Origin of the sequence: Dyadobacter sp. CY323, assembly GCF_021390245.1 — a bacterium.
Taxonomy (GTDB): domain Bacteria; phylum Bacteroidota; class Bacteroidia; order Cytophagales; family Spirosomataceae; genus Dyadobacter.
In genome coordinates this window covers 495,957-512,956 of the sequence record NZ_JAJUXH010000003.1, presented here as the reverse complement: position 1 = coordinate 512,956, position 17,000 = coordinate 495,957, and the positions used below count along the sequence as shown (strand labels likewise).

The 17,000-nt window shown below is 44.9% G+C and carries 19 protein-coding genes; 8 read left to right on the top strand and 11 right to left on the bottom strand.

Going from position 1 to position 17,000, the window contains the following annotated elements; genetic code table 11:
* Positions 1-16: 16 nt before the first annotated feature.
* Positions 17-949 carry a glycosyltransferase family 2 protein gene (locus LZG72_RS08410; protein ID WP_233870158.1) on the bottom strand — a complete coding sequence of 311 codons (933 nt, stop codon included), beginning with the start codon at positions 947-949 and terminating at the stop codon, positions 17-19.
* Between the two features lie 154 nt (positions 950-1,103).
* Between LZG72_RS08410 and LZG72_RS08405 the strand changes: the two genes are divergently transcribed.
* The 3 genes from LZG72_RS08405 to LZG72_RS08395 all read left to right on the top strand — a co-directional run bounded on the left by LZG72_RS08405 (position 1,104) and on the right by LZG72_RS08395 (position 2,917).
* Complete coding sequence (locus LZG72_RS08405) at positions 1,104-1,538, top strand: MarR family winged helix-turn-helix transcriptional regulator (RefSeq protein ID WP_233870155.1); 435 nt, start codon at positions 1,104-1,106, stop codon at positions 1,536-1,538.
* Between the two features lie 222 nt (positions 1,539-1,760).
* Positions 1,761-2,492: an SIMPL domain-containing protein gene (locus LZG72_RS08400; RefSeq protein WP_233870152.1), complete on the top strand. Its 732-nt coding sequence runs from the start codon at positions 1,761-1,763 to the stop codon at positions 2,490-2,492.
* 95 nt (positions 2,493-2,587) lie between these two features.
* Positions 2,588-2,917 (top strand): YtxH domain-containing protein, encoded by a 330-nt coding sequence (locus LZG72_RS08395; protein WP_233870149.1) that lies wholly within the window; start codon positions 2,588-2,590, stop codon positions 2,915-2,917.
* A gap of 39 nt (positions 2,918-2,956) precedes the next feature.
* On the opposite strand, the gene nudK is transcribed toward LZG72_RS08395, so the two are convergent.
* A complete protein-coding gene (gene nudK, locus LZG72_RS08390; protein ID WP_233870146.1) occupies positions 2,957-3,565 on the bottom strand; it encodes a GDP-mannose pyrophosphatase NudK in 609 nt (202 codons plus the stop codon).
* A gap of 110 nt (positions 3,566-3,675) precedes the next feature.
* Between nudK and LZG72_RS08385 the strand changes: the two genes are divergently transcribed.
* Positions 3,676-4,182 (top strand): cupin domain-containing protein, encoded by a 507-nt coding sequence (locus tag LZG72_RS08385; RefSeq protein WP_233870143.1) that lies wholly within the window; start codon positions 3,676-3,678, stop codon positions 4,180-4,182.
* A gap of 16 nt (positions 4,183-4,198) precedes the next feature.
* On the opposite strand, the gene ggt is transcribed toward LZG72_RS08385, so the two are convergent.
* Positions 4,199-5,965: a gamma-glutamyltransferase gene (ggt, locus tag LZG72_RS08380; protein WP_233870140.1), complete on the bottom strand. Its 1,767-nt coding sequence runs from the start codon at positions 5,963-5,965 to the stop codon at positions 4,199-4,201.
* A 127-nt stretch (positions 5,966-6,092) separates the two neighbouring features.
* Between ggt and LZG72_RS08375 the strand changes: the two genes are divergently transcribed.
* Together LZG72_RS08375 and LZG72_RS08370 are read left to right on the top strand one after the other, a co-directional pair.
* Entirely contained in the window at positions 6,093-7,334 is a 1,242-nt protein-coding gene (locus tag LZG72_RS08375; RefSeq protein ID WP_233870137.1) for an ABC transporter permease, read from the top strand.
* 59 nt (positions 7,335-7,393) lie between these two features.
* Positions 7,394-7,840 (top strand): hypothetical protein, encoded by a 447-nt coding sequence (locus LZG72_RS08370; protein ID WP_233870134.1) that lies wholly within the window; start codon positions 7,394-7,396, stop codon positions 7,838-7,840.
* 6 nt (positions 7,841-7,846) lie between these two features.
* On the opposite strand, the gene LZG72_RS08365 is transcribed toward LZG72_RS08370, so the two are convergent.
* Together LZG72_RS08365 and LZG72_RS08360 are read right to left on the bottom strand one after the other, a co-directional pair.
* Positions 7,847-8,179 carry a translation initiation factor gene (locus tag LZG72_RS08365; RefSeq protein ID WP_233870131.1) on the bottom strand — a complete coding sequence of 111 codons (333 nt, stop codon included), beginning with the start codon at positions 8,177-8,179 and terminating at the stop codon, positions 7,847-7,849.
* Between the two features lie 33 nt (positions 8,180-8,212).
* A complete protein-coding gene (locus LZG72_RS08360) occupies positions 8,213-9,085 on the bottom strand; it encodes a diacylglycerol kinase family protein (protein WP_233870129.1) in 873 nt (290 codons plus the stop codon).
* Between the two features lie 160 nt (positions 9,086-9,245).
* Here LZG72_RS08360 and LZG72_RS08355 point away from each other — a divergent pair, with 160 nt between their 5' ends.
* On the top strand, positions 9,246-9,680 hold the full coding sequence (locus LZG72_RS08355) for a DUF4440 domain-containing protein (protein WP_233870125.1): 435 nt from the start codon (positions 9,246-9,248) through the stop codon (positions 9,678-9,680).
* Between the two features lie 53 nt (positions 9,681-9,733).
* Here the strand turns inward: LZG72_RS08355 and LZG72_RS08350 are convergent, their stop codons facing one another.
* Together LZG72_RS08350 and meaB are read right to left on the bottom strand one after the other, a co-directional pair.
* Positions 9,734-10,216, bottom strand: coding sequence for a lipocalin family protein (locus LZG72_RS08350; RefSeq protein ID WP_233870122.1), 483 nt, complete (start codon positions 10,214-10,216; stop codon positions 9,734-9,736).
* Positions 10,217-10,297: 81 nt separating this feature from the next.
* The gene (meaB, locus tag LZG72_RS08345) at positions 10,298-11,305 is read right to left on the bottom strand and encodes a methylmalonyl Co-A mutase-associated GTPase MeaB (protein WP_233870119.1); all 1,008 of its coding nucleotides are present in this window, start codon (positions 11,303-11,305) and stop codon (positions 10,298-10,300) included.
* Between the two features lie 133 nt (positions 11,306-11,438).
* Here meaB and LZG72_RS08340 point away from each other — a divergent pair, with 133 nt between their 5' ends.
* Complete coding sequence (locus LZG72_RS08340; RefSeq protein WP_233870116.1) at positions 11,439-13,433, top strand: M1 family metallopeptidase; 1,995 nt, start codon at positions 11,439-11,441, stop codon at positions 13,431-13,433.
* 69 nt (positions 13,434-13,502) lie between these two features.
* Here LZG72_RS08340 and LZG72_RS08335 read toward each other — a convergent pair whose 3' ends face one another.
* The 4 genes from LZG72_RS08335 to LZG72_RS08320 all read right to left on the bottom strand — a co-directional run bounded on the left by LZG72_RS08335 (position 13,503) and on the right by LZG72_RS08320 (position 16,978).
* Entirely contained in the window at positions 13,503-14,447 is a 945-nt protein-coding gene (locus tag LZG72_RS08335) for a 3-oxoacyl-ACP synthase III family protein (RefSeq protein WP_233870113.1), read from the bottom strand.
* A 144-nt stretch (positions 14,448-14,591) separates the two neighbouring features.
* On the bottom strand, positions 14,592-15,710 hold the full coding sequence (locus LZG72_RS08330; protein ID WP_233870110.1) for a glycosyltransferase: 1,119 nt from the start codon (positions 15,708-15,710) through the stop codon (positions 14,592-14,594).
* Positions 15,707-16,366, bottom strand: a complete 660-nt coding sequence (gene deoC / locus LZG72_RS08325) for a deoxyribose-phosphate aldolase (RefSeq protein WP_233870107.1) — start codon at positions 16,364-16,366, stop codon at positions 15,707-15,709. The genes LZG72_RS08330 and deoC overlap by 4 nt, the downstream gene beginning before the upstream one ends.
* A 75-nt stretch (positions 16,367-16,441) precedes the next feature.
* Complete coding sequence (locus LZG72_RS08320; RefSeq protein WP_233870104.1) at positions 16,442-16,978, bottom strand: DUF5606 domain-containing protein; 537 nt, start codon at positions 16,976-16,978, stop codon at positions 16,442-16,444.
* Positions 16,979-17,000: the final 22 nt, after the last annotated feature.

Below are 17,000 nucleotides of genomic sequence, written 5' to 3'. Positions count from 1 at the left end.
GTGATTTGTAAAGGAACTAACTGATTTCTAAACCTCTTTTTTTACGATAACTTCGTAAAACGCCACCCTTTCCGAACTTCCGCATAAAGTGAAATTCGATGGTATTCAAGCCGAGTTTTATAAATATGGTTTTGAGTTTTTTTGTAAAAAAGCGCCAGTAGTAGGTGTTCTCATCATAATACAGATGTTCAAAACAACTGTAAAGGCTTTTTGTCAGCATTTGCTCACGGAAATTCGGATTTTTAGCAAGCTGATCGGCATAGTAGTGATTTTCATCGGACTGCCGTGTTTTATATGCATTGTTTCGTGAACTCGACGGGACTGCGATCACAGTAAACTGCCTGGTCGGTACAATGGATTTACCTGCATCGTAAACACGCCTCAACCAATCGTGTGACGGAACAAGGTACAAGTCCGAGGCTTTTCGCCAAAGGCCAATTTCGTCGATTAATTCTCTGCGGAACAACCAGTTAGAAGCTGGAACAAAAACACGTGACGGATGATAACCATGCTTTTCGGATACTACTCCGCTCAGGGACGACAAATGGGTTTCATGCTGATGGTCGATAAATCCGGCAGCGAGAACGAGATCGGCCCGACTTGTTTTCAGCGTTTCAAGAGCTGTTTCCAGGTGATCCGGAAACCAGAGATCGTCGTGATTTAGGAAAGCGATATACGTTCCTTTCGCCTGTTTCAATCCCACATTATTAGGTCCTGATTGCTCGCCAAAATTTTTTTCAAGATTGATAAAAGTGATTCTCGGGTCACCAAAATCCTCAACGACACTTACGGTATCATCGGTGCAATGATCCCCGATCACGATCAGCTCCCAGTTTGAAAAAGTCTGACGCAATACCGATTGGATTGAAAAAACCAAGATATTACTTCTGTTGTAGGTCGCAGTAATAATGGAGATAACCGGTGCGCTCATACGCTGAAAAGGCCACATTAGGCGCATCTACTGTTGAGGCCGGGTACTGAAAATCCCACCACGTCGTGTGAATTAATGCGAATAAGTTTGTCCCAATTGTTAGTAGACGAATAGTTGGACAGCCTTATATTGGAATACCGAATTGACCGCTCACTTTTCAAACGTACTCCACATGACACATCATTCCGACCATCGTGCCTATTTTTTTAAGATAGACACGACTATAAAAAAGATTCGTAACGCTTTGCAAAAACAATTGACGGAAGCAGGTTTTGATCTTACCGTTGACCAATGGGTGCTGATCGATCACATTTTCAGGAAACAGGGAATCAGTCAGAATGAACTTGCCGAAATGACGTTCAAAGATCCGCCAACGGTAACCCGCATTATTGATCTGCTTGAAAAAAAAGGCCTGGTGAAACGGGCGGCAGCAGCTGGGGACCGTCGAAAATTCAATCTTTTTCTTACCCAAATCGGGGAATCAACCTACAATCAGGCTTTTCCGATCGTTGCGGATATCCGAAGAAAAGGCTGGGGCAGCCTGAGCGATTCGGACTACCAGCATTTTGTGCGGATCATGGATTCTATTTATCAGAACTTCACCTGATACTGAACTGTCTGGAAATACCAAAGCGAAAGATTAGCAACTACTTAGCAAAATCTTTCGCTTTTTTTTATGGAATTTTAAAGCAGAATGCATCTATATGATGCTGGGGCGGTTCTATCGGTTATTAAACCATTGATAAATTTCTCAATCTAATTTTTCGTTGAAACGATTGTCGAATTGATCTCAGCAGTATTATTACATTCATTTAATTTTTATTAAGTCATGAAAATCACTCATTTGTTCGCTTCTGTTTTAGCCATTTTCGCAACTGTACCCGCATTTTCTCAGGTAAAAGAACAGGCATTTCTCACCCCGAATATCGAGGTCGCCGGATTTGCAGAAATGGAAGTTGTACCCGACGAAATCTATTTCTCCATCTCGCTGAGAGAATATTTCGAGGACGAAAAGAATCAGAAAAACAAAGTCAATATCAGTACGCTTGAAAAACAGTTGCTTAAAGCCATTAGTGATGCGGGATTGGCAAAAGACGCGTTGTCAGTTAGCGGACTGGGAGGCTACCAGAATTATTATGATAAAAAGAAAAAGCCCGCCACGTTCCTGGAAAGCAAACAATACGAGCTTAAAGTGAGCGGCCCCGATAAACTTGACGGCATTCTTTCCAAGATCGAGGCGAGAGGCGTGCAGTATGCGAATGTAGCCCGGGTAGATCATTCGAAAAAGGAAGAATTCAAAAAGCAGGTGAAGATCGACGCATTGAAAGCTGCGAAAGTAAAAGCAGAATATCTTGTCGCTTCGTTGGACCAAAAGCTTGGGAAAGTGCTTGAAATAAAAGAACTTGATGAGAATCTGTATTTCCCGCAACCTGTGTTTGCGAAAGCGAATGTGCGCGCATTTGCACAGGCGGAATCAGCAGATGCCGTTCAGGACAGTGACGTTCAGTATCAGAAGATCAAAATCAGTTACAGAATGCAGGCAGCTTTTGAAATTAAATAATTAGCCAACGAGTCAGGTTTAGTGCAGGCACAATTTTTTCAGAAGTAGGTTGGAGTGTTCAAAGGAATTTACTTAAACATAAGCAACTGGAAATCATGGGAATTAATTCGAAACACCTTGCCACATTTATCCTTGGAGCCGCAGCCGGAGTTGCCGCGCATAAATATCTTCAGACCGAAGAAGGAGAGAAGCTTCTGGAAGATTTGAAATCAAAAGCGAATAATCTGAAAGCAGATGCCGAAGGTGCCATCGATAAAGCCCCGGAATATTTCGAAGAACTGAAAGCAAAAGGTGCCGACACACTAAAAAGCAGTTTTCCTGACGCAGAGGCATTTTTTAAAGACCTGTACGAAAAGTTTGTAGGAAGTAAAGGCACTTCGTCTGCTGATACCGAAGTTGCGCCGGTGCCGGATCCGATTTCGTAATTAAACAGATATAACAACAATGTCACACGAATCGCAAGATCAGTGTGACATTGTTGTTTGTAGGATTGGAGTTAGCAATCCATGAAGCTGCGCATATTGGATGAGCATGATCGTTTTGGCATCCTTTATCTCCCCGGTTGCGATCATTTGTACAGCTTCGTCAAAGGGTATCTCCATTACCTCAATATTTTCCTGCTCCGTCTCGCAGCCACCACCATCGCCGATCTTCATTTCGTCCGAATATTCGGCCACGAAAAAATACAGTATTTCGGTGACTGACCCAGGTGACATATAAGCTTCGAAAATCTTTTTGACGGATTTGATCTGATAACCCGTTTCTTCTTCCGTTTCCCGTTTAATGCAATCTTCCGCATTGTCTTTATCCAGCAAACCCGCGCAAGCTTCAATCAGCATTCCGGTCGTATTTCCATTGGTATAAGTCGGGAGACGGAATTGCCTGGTTAGTATAACAGTTTGTTTTTCAGTGCTATATAAAAGGATTGTTGCACCATTTCCGCGATCATACGCCTCCCGGCTTTGTCGTTCCCAGCTGCCATCCTGACGCTGATAATCGAACGTATACTTGCGGAGTGTATACCAATTATTGGATAACACTTCTTCATTGACGACTTTAACCCGGTTTTGCATGTGATTAGTTATGATTAGTAATGATTAATTTTGATCAAAAGTAACTTCTGTATTTGAATCTTCCAAAATCCTTTTACATTAATCGTTACTAGTTATCAAACGGATTATAAATGAAGCCTGCATCTTACTGGATCAATCAATATGAATTACAACCCCATCCGGAAGGAGGTTTTTATGCAGAAACCTACCGGGCTGCGGAAACGATTAAAAAAGATGCACTTCCGGGCAGGTTCGTGGGAGAAAGAGCGTTTAGTACCGGCATCTATTTCCTAATGGAAAACCTGCATTTTTCAGCATTTCATAAAATCCAGTCCGACGAAATGTGGCATTTCTATGCGGGAGATACGCTGGAAATTTTTGTGATCGATCCCGGAAATGGAGCATTGAGCGTCATCAAACTTGGTGCAGATCCTGATCATGGAGAAACTTTCCAGGCGGTAGTGCCTGCTGGTGCGTGGTTTGGTTCACGGCCGGCGACAGGAAGTACTTATTCGCTGGTTGGCTGCACAGTAGCGCCCGGATTTGATTTTGAAGATTTTGAGATGGCGATAAGAGAGGAACTACAAATGCTTTTTCCCCAACATAAAGAATTGATCCAGGAACTCACACGATCCTGAATCAATGCATCTTTAATTAATAACCAATGCTGGTATCATCCCCCCGCGGATCGGAGCCACCTTCCAGCGAGCCGTCGGGCAGAACCAGTATGCAATCCATCCGGCCGATCGTATTGCGTTGTTGTTCAAGAATATAACCTTTGTCCTGCAACTTTTTGACAGCTCCCGCGGAAAATGCATTGGTTTCAAAAGTCGTTTTATCCGGCAGCCATTGATGGTGAAATTTCAATGCATTAACCGATTGCTGTATGGTCATACCATGTTCCAGCACATTGAGAATGGTCTGGTAAACCGACGTAATGATGGTCGATCCGCCGGGCGTGCCCACAACCATCAAAAGTTTTCCATTTTTCTCAATGATCGTCGGCGTCATCGAGGATAACATCCGTTTGCCGGGAGCCACGGCATTTGCTTTGTTTCCGATCAATCCATACATATTGGGTGCGCCCGCCTTCACGCTGAAATCGTCCATTTCATTGTTCATAAAGAATCCGCCTTTTTTTACCACCACCCGGCTCCCGTAGCCGCCATTCAATGTAGTCGTGAGCGAAACCGCATTTCCTTCTTTGTCCACAACCGAAAAGTGAGTGGTTTCCAGACTTTCATAACCCGGGAAAACGCCTCCCTGAATATTTTTGCTGTCCGTAGCTTTGTTCCAATCGAAATCTGACCAGCGGTTTTTCAGGTAATCCTTACTCATCAAAGTTTCTTTCGGCACCTTCACAAAATCAGGATCCCCCAGGAATTTGGCGCGGTCGGCATATACGCGGCGCTCGGCCTCGATCATCACCTGAATGGTAGAGTCGCTATGCCAGCCCCACTTTTGAAGTGGAAATGGCTCCGTCAGACGCATCAACTGGATCAATGCGATACCTCCGCTCGAAGGCGGGGCCATGGTAATGACTTTGTACCCTTTGTAATCTTCCGAAATCGTTTCACGCCATTGTGCGTGGTAATCGGCAAGATCCTTTTTACTGATAATTCCTTCCCCGTTTTTATTGATGTCTTTAACAAGTATTCGGGCCGTTTTCCCGGCATAAAATCCATTCCGGCCTTTTTTCTGAATACGGCGCAACACTTTTCCCAGATCTTTCTGGACCAACTGGTCATCCGTAGCCCATTCTTTACCGGTTGGGTTCAGGAAGTATTTTGTGCCTGGATTCTGAGCGGTGAGATCTTGTTTTATATTATTGAGCCCGCGTGCCTCTCGTTCTGTGAGCGTTACCCCTTTTTCTGCCAGGTCGATCGCCGGCTGCAAAAGTTGTTTCCATGGCAGGCTACCAAATTTTTTGTGTGCCTCAACCATTCCGTCCACGGAGCCGGGTACTCCGGATGCCAACCTTCCCAACGTGCTCGACTTCGGCATAATGTTTCCGTCTTTGTCGAGGTACATATCTGCAAAAGCTTTCCCGGGGCCTTTCTCCCTGAAATCGATGCTATGACTTTTCCCGTTTTTATCCCTTAAAACAAGAAATCCGCCGCCGCCGATGTTTCCGGCGGAAGGATGCACAACCGCCAATGCAAACTGCACGGCAACCGCGGCATCAATCGCATTCCCACCCATTTTCAGAATATCAACACCTACCTGGGACGCCGCCGGATGTGCCGAAGCGACAATCCCATTTTTGGCCATAACACCTTTCTGGTCGCTGAAAAACGGTTTCTGATTCGGATCGTCGGATTCAAACTGGTAGAAGCCGATTGATTCTTTCACCGGCGTTTGGGCATGAGAAAAACCCGCTAAAAGGCTTAAAAAGAAGATATACTGGTAGCGTAACGACATAAGGAGTGATCTGTTTATATTTTGTAATTTATCAAATCGAGCTGTTTTTCTTACCTTTTATACTAATTTATTTCAAAGCAAAACACATTACTGCTAACTTTTAGATTCCATTTATCCTGAGGAGCATATGAAGTTTTTACGCCAAGTATTAGAGAGTTTCCGGTTTGCCTGGCAGGCTTTGAGATCCAACATTACCCGTACTATTTTATCTCTTCTGGGAGTTACAGTCGGCATTTTCGCCATTGTCGCCGTTTTTACCATTGTAGATTCACTCGAACGCAGTATTAAGGAGAGTTTGAGCTTCATCGGGGACAAAGTGATCTACGTTCAGAAGTGGCCGTGGGGTTTTGGAGGGGAGTATCAATGGTGGAAGTATTTCCAGTGGCCCGAACCTACCTATGCGGAATATAAATTTCTCTATGATAATATGGAGAATGCCAGCGCAGTAGCGGTCATGGATTTCAAAGGAAATACGACTCTGAAAAATGGTTCAAACAGCATTAAAGCACAGGTTCAGGGTGTTTCTTACGAATACAATCAGATATCCGATATCCCCATCCAGTACGGGAGGTACTTTATCCCGCTGGAAACCAACAATGCGAGGAACGTCGCGATAGTAGGTGCGGACATTGCGGAATCACTATTTCCGGGCCAGGAACCTGTCGGGAAGGAATTTAAGCTGGCGGGGAATAAGTTTACGATCGTTGGCGTGCAAGTCAAAAAGGGGGAAAGCCTTGTCAATTTCGGCGGTAGCCCCGACAAAAGCTGTATTATTCCGTTTTCAGCCTTTTCCAAACTATTCCAATCCGGTCGCAGGAGCGCTGATATCGTGGTGAAAGCATTGCCGGACGATGAGGGAATGCAGGAAGTTGAGGCAGAAATTACGGGTTTAATGCGCACAAAACGGGGCATTAAACCAAGGGACGGCAATAATTTCTCATTAAACCGCCCCGAAGCTGCTGCCCAGGCCATTGCCGGTTTGTTTGCAGTACTCACTCTGGCCGGCTGGGTGATCGGCAGCTTTTCCATTCTCGTCGGTGGGTTTGGGATCGCCAATATTATGTTTGTATCGGTGAAGGAACGCACGAATCTCATCGGCATTCAAAAATCGTTGGGAGCAAAAAACTATTCCATTCTTTTCCAGTTTTTGTTTGAAGCGGTTATGCTAAGCCTGGTTGGCGGGCTGGTGGGGATATTCCTGGTATACCTTTTGTCCTTTATGCAATTAGGGTCACTTGAAATCCTGCTGACACCCGGAAATGTATTGTTAGGTCTGGGGGTTTCGTGCATTATCGGCATACTTTCGGGGATCATCCCGGCGATGCTGGCAGCCAGAATGGATCCGGTTATCGCAATACGGGCAAAATAGTAGGAAAAATCAAACGGTTTTCCGAAGTTCGTTTCTTTCACAAACCTGAAAATACTGTTATGCGTAAATGGGTCATATTCGCCATTTTTCTGGCCATTGTATTCGGAATACTGTACTACCTGACCTTCGGCTATTACAGCGAAGGAAAACGCGGAGGTTTTGTCACCCGGCTCAGCAACAAAGGTTATTTGTTCAAAACCTATGAGGGCGAGTTGCGAATGGGAGGGCTTTACGAGGGAGATGGTACCATGAACTCGTCCGAATGGGTGTTTTCGGTGAGTGGAAAAAACAAAGATGCGATTGCCAAACTCGAAGAAGCAATAAAAAGCGGTCACCGGGTTTCGCTCACCTACGAAGAAAAGTTCTTCGCATTACCCTGGAATGGCGACACAAAATACTTTGTAACGAACGTGGAAGTATTGGAAAGTGGCCGCGGAACGAATCTGGCGCCACCTCCGCCACCGATACCTGCACCCACCGAAATCGATACAACCAAAGTACTTTAAGCCGGACTAACCTCCGGCTTTTTTTGCTTTATAGTTTTTTGAAACCAGCCAGGCAATCACTTTGTCCCGGTGATCTCCCTGAATCTGGACTTCCCGATCCTTCACTGTTCCGCCGGTACCGCAAAGTGATTTCAATTGTTTGCCTAATGCTTCCAGGTCGGTGTTAGTGCCGGTGAAGCCTTTTACCAATGTAATTACCTTGCCGCCTCCTTTACGGTCCAGCCAAATTCTCAGATCTTGCTGAGAAGGAGTCAATGTTTCTGGCTCATCATCCGAGCTGTCAAACTCGAAATCCGGATTTGTAGAATAAACAATTCCTGAGTGGTTCTTTTTAGACATAAAAAAGCGTATCAGATTCTTTGAACAAGGTTTTCAGACTACTACCCGCAAACTTTGCGGCTTCACTTTAACTTTAATATGAGTGGTATCCATTTGAAACGGTTCGCCATCGTAATGGATCAGCGGCGGATTTTCCGTTTCTACTATTACCTCTTTTACACTTTTATAATCGATAAAACGTGATGGCCGCATTTGTCTCGTGAACAACTGATATGCCAGCGATGTTCCGTACCATTTCGGAAACGGACTAATGGTACAAACATCCAGAAAACCATCCTGCAAATTGGCGTGTGGTGCAATCCAGGCATTGTTGCCAAATTGGCCGGCATTTGCGAAGGAAAGAGAAAACGCATTAGTCTGCTCTCCGTTTACGAGCATTTTTTGCGGCACGTAACTCCAGTATGATTTAAATGAAACATTGACATAAGTTGCCAGCCCGCGTTCCTTTTGCTGGCTAAACAAATAACCCACATAGGCATCAAAGCCCATTCCGGCCGTGCAGAAAAACGGGATGTCGTTGAGTTGTGCGCTGTCTATCGTAATCGGGATTCCATCAAACAGCTTTTCGAGGGAAGATTCCAACGTGAGCGGAATGCCCAGATGGCGCGCGAGCCCGTTTCCTGAACCCAGCGGCAAAATTCCGATTGGCGTATCCGATCCTACAAGTGCCTGTGCGATTTCGTTGACGGTACCATCGCCTCCGACCGCCACAATCGCCTTCCAGTTTCCCTGAGTAAGATTGGATTTAACAAGTTCCGTAGCGTGTGATCTTTCCTCGGTGAAAAGGATTTTTGCAGAACTGTGGTATTTTTTGGCAAAAACATGGATAGTCTTTTCCACCGTTTCGATCCGTTTCCCGATGGAAGTGCCCGATTTGGGATTTAAAATAAATAGATACGGATCCACCAGGTCAGGCAAATAATAAGAACAAAATGAGAAGAAAAACGATGATGAACAGATAATACAGGCCGTCTATAAATGGATATTTCTGACGGTCCATCTTTTTAAAAAGATTATCAATTTTGCTCATATGGTTTTTTTACATTTACAAAAATCCAAAAAAAATATGAGAAACTGGCTTTTCATTGCATTCGTGATGGCTTCAACGGCAATGGGGCATGCACAGTCTGCGCAGGATAAAAAGGATGTTCTGGCTATTCTGAACCGCCAGGTCACCGACTGGAACACTGGAAATATCAGGTCGTTCATGAACGGTTACTGGGAATCCGACTCGCTGATGTTTGTAGGAAAAACAGGCGTTACTTACGGCTATAATGCAACTTATAAAGGCTATCTGAAACGATATCCGGACCGCGCCACAATGGGGAAGCTGAAATTCACTTACATTAACTTTTCCTTCCCTGGCCCGGGCGTTGCTTTTGTAGTGGGCAAGTTTCACCTGACGCGGCCTGAAAAAGGCGACCTGGAAGGCCATTACACCTTATTATGGAAGAAGATCAAAGGTAAATGGGTGATCGTATGTGATCACACCAGTGGATAAAACAAACGAGCCCCGCCAGATTAGCGGGGCTCGTTTGTTAATGATAATATCGCTTAAACTCTTTTGAATTGCAAAAGGACATTGACTGGTGGCTTTGTGGTGTCGGTATTCGTATTCACAACCACTGTCAGGTTTGCATCTGTCTGCGTAATCTTGAATTCCTGGCTGGCCGTAGCTGTCGATAATGTAAGCTTGTCGCCATTTACTTTCCATTTTGCATCCGTGCCTACCGGAACGAAAGGACTTATTGCAGTAACCGCAGCCGGACAACCGGCAGTTGTTACCGTGTTATTTGCATTAAATGTCAATTTTAGGTCCAATATGCAGGGCGCGACGGTTTTGATAAAATCGAGCGCAGGAATAACCGTACCTGCTGTTTCAGGAGTGAACGCAGTCAATTGCCAGGTACCAACAATTGGGTTTTTATCCTCTGTCCCTGGATCTGGTTCGTCATCATCTTTACAGGCCTGAGTCGCGACGGCCATGATCAGAAATGCAAGAAAGGAGAGTTTGGTGAGGGCAAAGTTGATTTTCATAGTATTGAGTAAAATTGTTCTGTTAGTACACGTTACATTTAACGCTCAAACTTAGTTCAAAAATGCTTTTTACTGAAATATTTATGATTTGTCTAATGAAGTTTGGCTATTCAGATACAAATCGATCAAATGTTCTGCGGCGTTAACAGGAAGCTCATTTCCCTCGCTTACCATTTTTTCCAACGATAAAAGGCGTGATTTTACAGCGTTGTTTTCGTAAAAGCGATCCTGCAATGCCTGCTGAATGGAACTGTGCAACTGATCCATGTTTTGTGACTGCCGGTTTTTGACAAAGAATCCGTTACTATTGGTGAGCTTAACATATTCTTCGATCGTTTCCCAAATGGTATCCATGCCGCGGCGCTCCAATGCAGAACAAGACAAAACCCGGGCTGTAAAACCCGAGGTAGAATGTGACATCAGATGTAATGCGCTCTGATAGTCGGATACGGCTTGATTCGCAAGCAACTCATTGACACCGTCCGCCTTATTGATTGCAATCGCATCCACCATTTCCATAATGCCTTTTTTGATCCCCTGAAGTTCATCTCCCGCACCGGCCAGCATAAGCAGGAGAAAGAAATCGGTCATGCCTTTCACGAGCGTTTCCGATTGCCCCACACCCACAGTTTCGACCAGGATTACTTCATATCCTGCCGCCTCGCATAACAACATGACATTTCGTGTATTTCGGGCAACTCCTCCCAAAGACAATCCGGTGGATGATGGTCTGATGTAGGCACGTGAATCGTGCGCCAGGTTTTCCATTCGCGTTTTGTCCCCCAAAATACTGCCTCCTGATATCCGGCTGGAAGGATCGATCGCGAGCACCGCGATGTGTTTGCCTAACGATGTGAGATACTGACCGAATGCCTCGATAAAAGTACTTTTACCAACACCAGGCACCCCCGTGATCCCGATTCGCAGCGCATTTCCCGTTTTAGGCAAAATACCCTGAAGAATGGCGCTGGCAAGCTTTTTATCACCGCGCAGACGGCTCTCGATAACGGTTATCGCCCGGCTCAGCATGACCCGGTCACCGTTCAGAATTCCATCGATATAAGCGTCCGCGGTGAGTCTTTTCGGCATGTTTTAATAAAATGGCACTGGTTTACACCAGGGGTATTTTCCCCGCCAAAAGTTAAACTTTTTATTTTGAAAAAGGCTAAAAGGTGTATATTGCTCGTTTACAATCCTATATTTTCCATTTTTAATGTACAGAATGAAAATTTCAATATTCCGTTTGGGTATGCTGGCATGGAGCAGCCTGAGCTTTTTCACTACCGTTGCGCAGGAGGCAGGCAAGGGGGCATATGATGCGCACGTCCTTTTTCATCCATTGTTTAACTTTCAGCCGGGGAACGAATATCGGACAGGTGGTGGGGCTCCGGGACCCAAATATTGGCAAAACCGGGCCGATTATAAGATTAATGTGAATTTGGACGAGGCGAAAGGCATTGTGAGTGGCGACGTCGAATTGACCTACAAAAATAATAGCCCGGAAAATCTTCAGTTCATCTGGCTGCAGCTGGACCAGAATGCATTTAATGATCAGTCACGCGGAGGAAAAACTACACCGGTTACCGGCGGACGGTTCGGTAATACGGGATTCTCAGGCGGGGATTCACTCCGATCGGTGACGATCCAGCAGGGAAAAGACAAGTTTGTAGAGGCTGAATATAAGGTCACAGACACACGTATGCAGATCCGTCTTGCGACTCCGGTAAAGGCAAATGGAGATGTGATCAAAATAAAGATTGCGTATTCATTCAAAATTCCTGAGTACGGATCGGATCGGATGGGAACGCTGGAGACCAAGAATGGGATTGTGTATGAAATGGCTCAATGGTACCCGCGGGTCGCTGTTTTTGATGACATAGAAGGCTGGAATCTACTGCCTTATTTGGGAGCAGGCGAGTTTTACCTCGAATATGGTGACTTCGAGTACAATGTTACTGTTCCCTGGGACCATATCGTTGTGGGCTCGGGAGAATTGCTGAATCCCGCCGAAGTATTGACGGCGGAACAAAGAAAGCGGCTTGCCGATGCAGCGAAAAGCGATCAGACTGTAATGATCCGTAGCGCAGAAGAGGTAACGAATCCATCGACCCGTCCAAAACAATCAGGTACTCTCACCTGGCGTTTCCGTTGCCTGCAGGCGCGTGATATTGCCTGGGCAACTTCCAAAGCGTTTGTCTGGGACGCGGCACGTATGAACCTGCCTAAAGGGAAAACCGCATTGGCACAGTCGGCTTATCCGGCGGAAGATGGCGGACTGGACGGCTGGGGAAGATCTACTGAATATGTAAAAGGTTGCATCGAATTTTATTCGCAATATGTACACGAATATACGTATCCGGTTGCTACCAATGTCGCTGGGATCGTGGGTGGAATGGAGTATCCCGGAATCGTATTTTGCAGCAGTAAGAGCCGGAAAGACGATTTGTGGGGTGTGACCGATCATGAATTCGGGCACAACTGGTTTCCGATGATCGTTGGCAATAATGAACGGAAATATGCATGGATGGACGAGGGTTTCAACACGTTCATTAATTTTCTCTCGGCAGATAATTTCAATAATGGGGAATATAAAACGACCCAGATGAACGACCTGCACAGGCTGGCTCCGATCATCTTCCGCCCGAAAGCAGATCCGATTATGACCATTCCGGATGTAGTTCAGGCAGTTAACCTCGGTTGGGAAGCATATTATAAGCCGGCTTTGGGATTAAAAATGCTGCGCGAGCAGGTATTGGGCAAAGAACGGTTTGACTATGCATTTAAACTGTATGTGCAGCGCTGGGCATTTAAGCATCCGACACCATACGATTTCTTCCGTACCATGGAGGATGCAGCTGGTGAGGATCTTGGCTGGTTCTGGAAAGGCTGGTTTTTTGAAAACTACAAACTGGACCAGGGTGTAAAAGATGTAAGCTACGTAGAGCAAAACCCTCAAAAAGGCTCATTTATAACGATTGAGAACCTGGATCAGTGGGCAATGCCGGCGCAGATCGATATCGAAGAAGTGAGTGGGAAAAAGACACGTGTTGAATTGCCCGTTGAAATCTGGCAGCGTGGAGGTTCATGGACCTTCAAAGCGGCTACGCAGCAACCGATTCGTGCTGTTACCATCGACCCGGAACGTCGTTTACCTGATATAAACCCGGAAAACAATGTGTGGAGACCGGCGATGTTCGCGGAACCGGAAGTAAACTAAATAGATCTTATAAAAAAGTAAAAGCGGCTGATATCACGTCAGCCGCTTTTACTTTTTTGTTGGTATAACTTAAATCGTTACCAGCATTGCCCCGTAGGAATAGCCGCCTCCGAAAACGGTGATAACAATATTGTCGCCTTTTTTAAACTTATCCTTATTCTCTGAAAGTGCAATCGCGCAACCAGCACAGCCCGTATTACCAAGATACTGGATGTTTGATATCAGTTTTTCCGCTGAAATTCCAAGCGTATTGATTACATTCAAGCTGATGCGGTGATTCGCCTGATGCGGGATCAAGTAGTCAAGATCACTGATCGTTAAGCCGCATGCCTGTAACACCTGCTGGCTTACTTTTGGCATATACACGCACGCATTTTGAAATACATCCCGGCCGTAAGGCATGATCACTCCCCGGTCATTCGGTCGTAATACAACTGCTTCCGTCGCTTTTCCGCTTGTCGCTGCACCGCCTGTAATGAGTTTCTTGATCTCCATGTCAGACTCGGTTTGCCGCTCTTTTGAAATGAGCATGGCAGAGGCGCCATCGCCCCAGAGGTGACCAGAAACCGTATCCATTTCATTGTAATAGGCCGTATTGTGGTCCGAGACGACCACCAACGCTTTCGACGCTTTTCCCATTGCGAAGTAACCTTCCACAATTTCAATGGCATTCAAAAGGGATGAGCAGGCGGATGAAATGCTTACAACCGGAATGTCCGGAATCTGTAGCTGATACTGGACCGCGTGGGCCAGTGTGACTATGGTATCGTAGGGCGTATAAGTTGCACCTATGATCAAATCGATCTCATTTTTGCTGTAAGGGATGCTTTCAAGTAAGGTTTCGACCGCTTTTACTGCCATGGTGGAAGTATTTTCTTCCGGTGATGCCTTTCTTCTTTCTGAAATTCCTGTTCTTTCTACAATCCACTCATTGGACAGATTGTTAATATTTGTAAAATATTCATTACCAATAACTTCGCTTGGTAAATAATGACTTACCGTATTAATATACATGATTGAGAAGTTGACTTCGCAAGCTACGATTCTTTTTGATTCCGAAAGTTAAATATTTCATAGAAATCATAGCACTAAATATTTGAACAATTCAATACTAAAGTTATAAAATTATACTTAAATGGCAGTCTTTTGAATTCACTTTCAATGCTTTAACAAGTTTTTGTAAAATGAAAAAAGTGTGAGTTCTTCCCGGGCCCAATTGTAAGTATCAATAATTGCTTTTCTGCCATTACGTCCCATCCGTTTCCGGTCCTCCGGATTTTCAATTAACCAGACAAACTTTTCACACAATGTTTGGGCATTGTAAGGTGAAATACAAAAGCCACAATGCGAATGTTCCACAACTTGCCGGTAAAGCGGGAAGTCGGATGTGATAACCGGTAAATTCAGGGACATATAATCAAACAATTTGGTTGTGTAGGATTCCTGATAATCAGCAACTGGTTTCAGTAATGCAATTCCGGCAATACATCTCCTTGCGTGGCTGAATGCAAATTTCTGGTCCCGGTAGCCATACAAGGTGATGCGTTCACAAACAGACAGATAATGTGGGTTCTCCTTCCATTTGTTCAGATCGACACGTATCGGGCCGAACAGGTGGACATGGAATTCGGGGTAGGTCTGGTTTAATAAATACAATGCTTCCAGCAATACATCAAAACATCGTTCCAATGAGATAACGCCCGCATAAAAGAATTCATATCGGGCCTGGGGATTGCCTTTCTGGTCGGGAATTGCGTCAATAAAAGGGACCGAAACGAAATTACGTACGATCGCATACGGCTTACTGAGGATCCGATACTCAGTTAGATACGCTTCATCAGTGAAAATGCAATTGAATCTTTTTCTGGCAGTGCTGTCAAAAAGTTTGAAGAAATACTGAAAGAAGAACGCATTGTTGAAACGCTTGATACTAAACTTTTTAAACAGATTCTCCTGGACTTCGTAAACAATCTTCGCACCTCTGAATTGGAATAATAATGCGGCGGGAATCAGTTCAGGGACGAAAATGTGAACTACGTCAGGTTTCAAGCGGAGACATTTCCAGAGCATCACGGGATGCGAAACAAACAGCCTCCAGACTAATCTGCGGAAATAGGGAAGTGAGATATTCCTGAATGGATGGTTAACTGTTTCATTTGCGCGTGGTAATACACAAAAGACCTCATAGTCGGCTGATATTGAAGATGCTATTTTGTAAAAGATTCGCGGATCTGTTGCGGGATGGACAGTACTTACTAACAAAACACGTGGTTTCATGCCCGGCCGACAAGGGCGATTCCCGCGGAAGTACCGATCCTGTCAGCTCCGGCGTCGATCATTGCCATGGCTTGCTCATAATCGCGTATTCCGCCGGACGCTTTAATCTTCACATTTGATGGAAGAATGGAGCGCATTTTTCTGACTATTTCTACTTCGGCGCCTTTCGGAGCAAATCCTGTTGACGTTTTTACGAAATCTGCACCGGCTTCGGCGCAGATTTCGCAGGCAGTATAAAGCTCGAAAGAATCGAGATAAGCTGTTTCGATAATTACTTTCAGCAATGCATTATTGCTGCGGGAAATCGCCGCCAATTGTTGCAATTCTTCTCTCACACTCATGTATGCCATGGATTTGAATTGCGAAATGTTCATTACCACATCCAGCTCGGTAGCGCCATTTGCCAATGCGTGCTGCGTTTCCGCGATTTTGGTATTAGTAGTTGCATAGCCGAGCGGGAAACCAATGACTGTCGCAATCTCAATTTTTACCGGGCAAAATTCCATCATTTCAACTGCATATGGCACATAAGTGGGCGCAATGCAGATTGCTTTAAACTCATGTATCCATGCTTCTTCACAAATTTTCCGGATGTCCGTTTCGCTTGCAACCGGACTTAGCAATGTGTGATCAATGTAGCTGGAAAGATTGTTCATAGATTTGCTCTGGCACTTAAAAAAAGTAAAACCCTGCCGGGTAGACAGGGTTTTGAATATGCATTACAATGCTGATTAAGCGTCGCTTTTTTCTTTTTTCGAAGACTTTTTAGCAGCAGCCTCTTTAGGTTCTTCAACTTCTTCTGCCGCCGGTACTTCAGCTTCTTCCGTTGCCTCTGCATTTACAACAAAAATCTCGGGAACATATTTCGAAAGGATGTTGTACCATGCAATAATCTTCTTGATATCGGATACGTAAACCTTCGATCTGTCGAAATCAGGCAGGATTTTGACAAGAAATTCAATCAGTTCTTTATCAGATGCTGTTTTAGTTTGCAGGTCAACCTGTTCTCCGTGCAATTCGCGTATTGTAAGGAATACGTCCTCCAGAGGAACGGATTCTTTTTCGCCATCCGTGAAAATGGAAACATCTTTCAAAACGGAAACGCGGGCAGTTGGTCCTATCAAAGTTTTTTCGTGCTTTTCGTCCAGACTTTCTACGATTACACCCGCACGGCTTGGTTTTAGAATGCGGAACAACCCGCCTTTACCTGAAACATTTGCTATTTCCTTCAACAAATCCATTCCGGTCGACTCTACTTTATCACTCATCCTTCCTTAGTATTAGTTTATT